This is a genomic window from Oleiphilus sp. HI0132, assembly GCF_001635845.1.
In genome coordinates, this window is record NZ_LWGJ01001110.1 from 1 (window position 1) to 7,455 (window position 7,455).

4 protein-coding genes are annotated in these 7,455 nt (G+C 45.2%); 3 read left to right on the plus strand and 1 reads right to left on the minus strand.

Annotated elements, in window-relative coordinates:
- The first annotated feature begins 319 nt into the window (after positions 1-319).
- A complete protein-coding gene (locus A3766_RS14665; RefSeq protein WP_068512488.1) occupies positions 320-3,253 on the plus strand; it encodes an insulinase family protein in 2,934 nt (977 codons plus the stop codon).
- Between the two features lie 46 nt (positions 3,254-3,299).
- Here A3766_RS14665 and A3766_RS14670 read toward each other — a convergent pair whose 3' ends face one another.
- Positions 3,300-4,118: a pyruvate, water dikinase regulatory protein gene (locus A3766_RS14670; RefSeq protein ID WP_068507784.1), complete on the minus strand. Its 819-nt coding sequence runs from the start codon at positions 4,116-4,118 to the stop codon at positions 3,300-3,302.
- Positions 4,119-4,282: 164 nt separating this feature from the next.
- Here A3766_RS14670 and ppsA point away from each other — a divergent pair, with 164 nt between their 5' ends.
- Together ppsA and A3766_RS14680 are read left to right on the plus strand one after the other, a co-directional pair.
- Entirely contained in the window at positions 4,283-6,610 is a 2,328-nt protein-coding gene (ppsA, locus tag A3766_RS14675; RefSeq protein ID WP_369808144.1) for a phosphoenolpyruvate synthase, read from the plus strand.
- A gap of 25 nt (positions 6,611-6,635) precedes the next feature.
- Entirely contained in the window at positions 6,636-7,421 is a 786-nt protein-coding gene (locus tag A3766_RS14680) for an ABC transporter substrate-binding protein (protein ID WP_068512492.1), read from the plus strand.
- The last annotated feature ends 34 nt before the right edge of the window (positions 7,422-7,455 follow it).

Below are 7,455 nucleotides of genomic sequence, written 5' to 3' on the forward strand. Positions count from 1 at the left end.
TTTATATACTACCCTTAAGAAATAGGAGCTGAGTTGCTCCGCCACATTTCCGTTTACTAACGTGTAAAATATGTACTCTGGATTAATCGTTGCTTGAGTATTGAAGGCGCATCGCTTACGTTATGTCTAGAGTGTAGACTCAAATAGAAAAAAATGCTTAGAAATAAGATGTAAATGTAAGATAAGTCACAGAATATTCGATTCTGGGCTAAACTGCTTTCTGCTTGTAAAAGTGCAGTTGAGTGCTCAATAGAGCGTTTGGGTTATTGTCCTAAAAGTATAATCATTCAGTAGTATTAATATAAGGTATTAACGATATATGGCTAACATGCAGCATAAAGATTTCAAACTGATCCGCTCTCAAAGCATTGATGCTTTGCATGTGACAGCCGAAGAGTATGAGCACTTGGGGACGGGTGCCAGGCACCTGCATTTTGCGACCACTAATACCGAAAACGTATTTTTGGTAGGTCTAAAAACAGTTCCGACTGACAACTCTGGCGTCGCACATATTCTTGAGCATACGGCACTGTGTGGTAGCGAGAAATATCCGGTTCGTGACCCCTTCTTTATGATGATCCGCCGATCCTTAAATACTTTTATGAATGCCTTTACCAGTAGTGACTGGACGGCTTACCCTTTTGCAAGTAAAAACAAGAAAGATTTTAATAATCTTCTCGAAGTGTATCTCGATGCAGTTTTCTTCTCTCGACTCGACGAGATGGATTTTCTACAAGAGGGGCATCGACTTGAGTTTGAAAAAGCAGATGATGCCAATAGCGATCTGAGTTACAAGGGTGTTGTTTATAATGAAATGAAGGGAGCGATGAGCTCACCGGTTAGTCAACTATGGCAGACATTAACGCGCCATTTGTATCCGACTACTACCTATCACTTTAATAGTGGTGGAGATCCTGAGCATATCACCGGTTTAAGTTATGATGACTTAAAAGGCTTTTACAAAAAGCACTATCATCCAAGTAATGCTGTGTTTCTGACCTTTGGCGATATTCCAGCTTATGAGCACCATTGTCACTTTCAGGGTTACGCTTTATCCAGATTCTCTAAAGAAGATCACCGAATCAGAATCAACGATGAGCAACGCTATTGTGCACCGATTCGGATTCAGGAAAATTACCCCGTTGAAAAAGATGAGCCGACCGAACATAAGACGCACATTGTTGTCTCATGGTTGTTAGGTTACAGCTTTGATTTGGAACAAAACCTCGAAGCACATCTATTGGCTGATGTGTTGTTTGAGAACAGTGCTGCACCATTGCAGCGAGCATTAGAGGCTTCAAAGCTAGGGCATGCGCCATCACCCTTGTGTGGTTTGGAAGACTCTAACCGAGAAATGGCTTTTGCGTGTGGTTTAGAGGGAAGTGAACCGGGTAAAGAGGAAGAGCTAGAAGCAGAAATCTTCGCTGTGTTAGAGAAAGTTGCCCAAGAAGGTGTTGCTAAAGAACGTTTGGATGCGGTATTGCATCAGCTTGAGTTAAGTCAGCGAGAAATTGCGGGAGACAGTTACCCTTACGGTTTGCAGTTGATACTCGGCGCATTGCCTTCGATGTTGCACGGTGGCGACCCGGTCGCATTGCTAGACCTTGAGCCGGTGATTGAAAAGTTAAGAGAGCGCGTTAAAGACCCTGAATATTTCAAATCTTTGGTGAAAAAGCACTTATTGGATAACTCACACCGAGTCACTTTATCTCTTCGTCCGGATACTTCTTACGATGAGGTCAGAACAGCTCTGCTAACGAAGCAACTAGCTGAAATTAAGCAGAATCTGAACGAGGAAGAGAAGCAAAAGGTCATAGATCAGGCGGAAGCCTTGAAGCAGCGTCAGATCATGAAAGATGATGAATCGATCTTGCCTAAGGTTGGCATTCCAGACGTGCCCCTGCATTTACACTTCCCCAAAGGCGAACCAGCCAAAGTTTCGGATAATATTACTTGTTACCACCAAGGCACAAATGGCTTGGTCTATCAGCAGATTATTATTGATATGCCTGAGCTTAGCGAAGACTTGCAAGCACTCTTGCCGATTTATACTGCCGTGGTTACCGCTCTAGGTGCGGGCGAGAGCAGTTACCTGGAAATGCAGAATAAGCAGTCTGCTTTAACTGGTGGCCTGGGAGCGTACAGCTCCGTTAAGGGCGAAATTGACGACGTTCAAGATATCAAAGGAGTATTGGTATTTTCAGGGAAGGCGCTTAGTCGAAACTACGTCGCTTTGACAGAGATGCTTAAGGAAACGCTCGACAACGTTCGTTTCGATGAGCATGAACGTCTTCGCGAACTGGTGGCTCAGATGCGAGCGCGTCGTGAGCAAGGTGTAACCAGTAGCGGTCATGCCTTGGCGATGGGAGTTGCCTCTAGCAGAATGAGCCCTGGCTCGTACCTCGCTTATCAGCTAGGGGGAATGCAAGGCATTAAAGCCTTGAAGGCTTTAGATGAATCGCTATCAACTGAAAGTGGCGATATCGATAGTAAAGCCTTATCCAGCTTGGCTGAAGGTTTGGAAAGTATTCATAAGGCAGTTTTAGCACAGCCTCGTCAGTTCTTACTGGTCTCGGAGTCGGAAGTCTCTGATGAAATTGCAGGCTTTATTCATCAGTCCTATAAAGACTTTGAACCTGCTGCGAATAGTCATTTTTCTTTAACAGAGAGACGTGAAACCGTAAAAGAAGCTTGGCTAACGTCCACGCAAGTCAACTTCTGTGCCAAGGCTTATCCTACTGTCGCTGTCGGTCATGATGATGCACCAGCCTTGTCTGTATTGGGAGGCTTTTTAAGAAATGGCTATTTACATAGGACGATCAGAGAGCAAGGTGGTGCCTATGGCGGTGGTGCAGGGCAGGACTCAGGTTCGGCATCCTTCAGGTTTTTCTCTTATCGTGATCCTCGTCTAAGTGAAACACTTGATGACTTCGACGCTTCATTAGAATGGCTGCATATCGAGGAGCATGATGGAGAAGAGTTAGAGCAGGCTATTTTGGGAGTTGTATCGCAAATAGATAAACCAAGATCGCCAGCTGGTGAAGCAAAGGGTGATTACCATAACTTGTTGTTTGGTCGAACCCAGGAGCATCGCGAAGCATTTAGGGCGAAAGTTTTGTCGGTCACAATTGATGATCTGCAGCGTGTTGCCAAGACTTACCTGCAGCCAGACTTAGCGAGTGTTGCGGTGATTAGCCAGCAAAGTCAGCGAGATGCGCTTGAAGGACTGGGTTTAGAGATTAAAGAACTCTAAACGCTAAAAGCAGAAAAGTGCTAAACAGGTACTGCTAGCGTTATGGCTAGCAGCGTCGCTCAATACCCGATTGCACCATGATGCGGGTAGCAATTTCTTCAACCGAGTAATGTGTCGTATTCAAAAAGGGAATCCTTTCTCTGCGATACATTAGCTCAACCTCTTCAACTTCATAATTACATTGCTTTGCTGAAGAGTAACGCGAGTTAGCGCGTCGTTCATGGCGAATGGCGGCAAGCCTGTCAGGCTCAATAGTCAGGCCAAAAATCTTGTTTCTATGGGGGCGTAAAGAGGCGGGCAGCTTTTGGTCTTCGATATCTTCTTCGGTAATTGGATAGTTGGCCGCCTTAATGCCGTACTGCATTGCAAGATAGAGACAAGTAGGGGTTTTGCCACTGCGCGATACGCCGGTCAATATCACATCCGCTTGGTCATAGAGTTTGGTGCGAGCACCGTCGTCATTGTCGAGTGCGTAGTTAATAGCCTCTATTCTTTGGTCATAGCGGGTATTTTTAGTAATGCGTGTTCTACCTACCTGATAAGAAGAGCGAACGCCGAGCTCTTGTTCCAGCGGCCCTAGAAAAGCGGCGAAAATATCAATCATCAAGCTATTACTCTTTTTGATGATCTTTCTGATGCCATCATCAACGATGGTGTCGAAAATAATAGCTTTCGCGCCATTTAACTCCGCCGCAGCATTAATTTTCTCGACCGTTTCGAGGGCTTTTTCAATGCTATCAACGTAAGGAAGCGTGACTTTCTCGAATTCATGCTCTTCAAATCGTGTTAATAAACTGACGCCTAACGCTTCTGAGGTGATACCTGTGCCGTCTGAAATGAAAAAAGCAGTACGCTGATTACCCATAAAAAACCTTATTTTGAAGCCGAGGATTGATTCAAATAAGTTAGCATAAAGTGTTACAATTCACACCTGCTCGCGTTAGGTAAAGCGCATAATTATCAGTATTTCGCTAATGTACAGGAGAATAAGCCTTGCAGGACTACATTATTTGGTTTGATGAACTGGGTATGAACGATGTTGATCGAGTGGGGGGAAAGAATGCTTCACTCGGCGAGATGATCAGTCATCTATCTTCTGTAGGGGTAAGGGTGCCGGGCGGTTTTGCTACAACGGCTCAGGCATATTGGGACTTTCTATCAGAGAACGGCTTAAGTGAGCGTATCAATGCAGAGCTTGCTTCACTCGATGTAAAAGACGTTACAGCCTTGGCAGAAAGTGGTGCCAAAATTCGTGGCTGGGTGATGGAGGCTCCGTTTCAAGAGGCTCTCAATAGGGCGCTTGAAGATGCTTTCAAAAAGCTACAAGACGGAAATCAAAACTTGGCCGTTGCAGTTCGTTCTTCCGCCACTGCCGAAGATTTGCCTGAGGCTTCTTTTGCTGGTCAGCAAGAAACCTTCTTGAATGTTACCGGAATCGAACAAGTTAAAGCTCTGGTTAAAGAAGTTTTTGCTTCGCTTTATAACGATAGAGCGATCTCTTATCGTGTTCACCATGAGTTTGAGCATAGTGAAGTCGCATTGTCCGCTGGTATTCAAAAGATGGTGCGCAGTGAGACGGCGAGCTCCGGTGTTATGTTTACCCTCGATACCGAATCCGGCTTTAGAGATGTGGTGTTTATCACTTCCTCATATGGCTTGGGTGAAACTGTCGTGCAGGGTGCAGTGAACCCAGACGAATTTTATGTACATAAGCCCACTTATGAAGCTGGTCGCCCAGCAATTCTCAAGCGTAACTTGGGTAGCAAAGCGATCAAGATGGTCTATAGCCAGGATGATAGTGACTCACTGGTTGAAACCGTCAAGGTTGATATGGCACAGCGCAAACAGTTCTCACTGAGTGATGAAGAGCTCAATGAGCTGACCAAGCAAGCGCTGATTATCGAGAAACACTATGATCGCCCGATGGATATCGAGTGGGCAAAAGATGGTGATGACGGTGAGTTGTATATTGTTCAGGCGCGCCCTGAAACGGTTAAGAGTCGTTCTAGTACTGCTATTCTAGAACGCTACTTAATGAAAGAGACCGGAACCGTTGTCGTAGAAGGGCGCAGTATCGGTCACAAGATCGGTAGTGGCGCAGTGAAAGTCGTTGATGATATTGCTGACATGGATCAGGTTCAGGACGGTGATGTACTCGTTACAGACATGACTGATCCGGATTGGGAGCCGGTAATGAAGCGTGCTTCAGCTATCGTGACAGATCGTGGTGGCCGTACTTGCCATGCTGCGATTATTGCGCGTGAGCTCGGGATTCCTGCTGTTGTTGGTTGTGGTGATGCCAGTGATGTATTGCGCGATGGGCAAGAAGTAACCGTCTCTTGTGCAGAAGGTGATACCGGATTTATCTATGAAGGCTTACTCGACTTTGAGTTGAAAGAAAACTCTGTCGATTCGATGCCTGATATGGATTTGAAAATTATGATGAATGTCGGAAACCCTGATAGGGCTTTCGACTTCAGGGCACTGCCAAATGAAGGTGTTGGTCTGGCTCGTCTAGAGTTTATTATCAACCGAATGATTGGTGTGCACCCTAAGGCCTTGCTGAACTTTGACACCTTGCCGCCTGACCTTAAGCAAACAGTCGAGCAGCGTATCAGTGGATATGCCTCTCCGGTTGATTTCTATATCGATAAGCTGGTTGAAGGTATTTCGACACTGGCTGCGGCGTTCTACCCAAAACGTGTGATTGTTCGTTTGTCAGACTTTAAGTCTAACGAATACGCCAACCTTATCGGTGGCACATTATATGAACCAGACGAAGAAAACCCGATGCTCGGCTTCCGTGGTGCATCGCGCTATATTTCTGAAACCTTCCGTGACTGTTTCTATTTAGAATGTGAAGCGCTTAAGCGTGTACGCGATGTAATGGGCCTGACCAATGTTGAAGTTATGGTGCCTTTTGTCAGAACAGTTGGCGAGGCCAAGCACGTGGTAGAATTACTGGCCGAGAAAGGCCTAAAGCGTGGTGAGAACGACCTGAAAGTCATTATGATGTGTGAGCTGCCTGCAAATGCTATTTTGGCAGATCAGTTCCTGGAGCACTTCGATGGTTTCTCAATTGGTTCCAATGATTTAACTCAGTTAACACTCGGTATCGATAGAGATTCTGGAATCATTGCTCACTTGTTTGATGAACGTAACGAGGCGATTAAAGCACTACTGGAAAATGCTATTAGCGCTTGCAAGCGAGCAAACAAATACGTTGGTATTTGTGGGCAAGGCCCCTCAGACCATCCTGACTTAGCGCGTTGGTTAATGGAGCAGGATATCGATAGTATTTCACTAAATCCCGATTCGGTGCTTGATACCTGGTTCTATCTAGCTGATAACAGCTAAAGTCCTGATCAGAGTATTGTTGTTTATGCTACCAGTGCTTCGAAATGCACTCATACTGATTGGCGGGTTGCTGCTTGTCAGTATGAGGGTGTTTGCAGGTCAAGGCCTTAATGATGAAGGAGCCTCGAATGTGGAGCCTAAGAAAACTCTGCGTTTGGCAGGCCCGCCTTGGGAGCCGTTTCTGTATGAACAGCAGCCGCGCAAAGGATTGGCAACAGAGATTGTAATAGAAGCTTTCGAGCGTGCAGGCTACTCCGTTGAAGTCTCAATTAAGCCTTGGCGAAGAGTATTAGCAGAAGCCGAAAAAGGCATGGTTGATGTATTGATCGGCTTATGGTTTAACGAGCAAAGAGCGAGCAATTTTCTTTATTCCGACCCTTACTATGTTAATCAAATTAGCTTTATTTCTGATCAGAGCGAAGTGATTTCATATCAGAAATTGGATGATCTAAAAGGTTTAAAAATAGGAGTAAGAAAGGGGGCGAGTTTTGGTCATAATTTCGACAATGCTGCAGGGCTGAATAAAACCCCAATGGTAAACGCCTTAAGCATGTTAAAGATGCTGGCACTGGGGCGGATAGATATCGGCATTGGTGATCATTTGATTTTGAGTCGCTTGATGCAGAAAAATAAGATGCTTAACGAACAGCTTAAATTTGTAGAGCCCGCTTATACTGAGCGTGAGCTTCACATGGCGATTGTTAAGTCTTTAGCTGATCATCAGGCAATTGTCTCTGCATTTAATCATCACTTGCGAAAGATGAAGCAGCAGGGAAGAGTTAAAGAAATTATTAAGACCTACAGCCCTTAAACTCTTTACCACTCCCCCGTATTCGTCATTGATA

Excerpts from the sequence above, each read along its gene's own strand:
- A3766_RS14665 (WP_068512488.1), top strand. The coding sequence starts at position 320 with ATGGCTAACATGCAGCATAAAGATTTCAAACTGATCCGCTCTCAAAGC.
- A3766_RS14670 (WP_068507784.1), bottom strand. The coding sequence starts at position 4,118 with ATGGGTAATCAGCGTACTGCTTTTTTCATTTCAGACGGCACAGGTATC.
- ppsA (WP_369808144.1), top strand. The coding sequence starts at position 4,283 with ATGAACGATGTTGATCGAGTGGGGGGAAAGAATGCTTCACTCGGCGAG.
- A3766_RS14680 (WP_068512492.1), top strand. The coding sequence starts at position 6,636 with ATGCTACCAGTGCTTCGAAATGCACTCATACTGATTGGCGGGTTGCTG.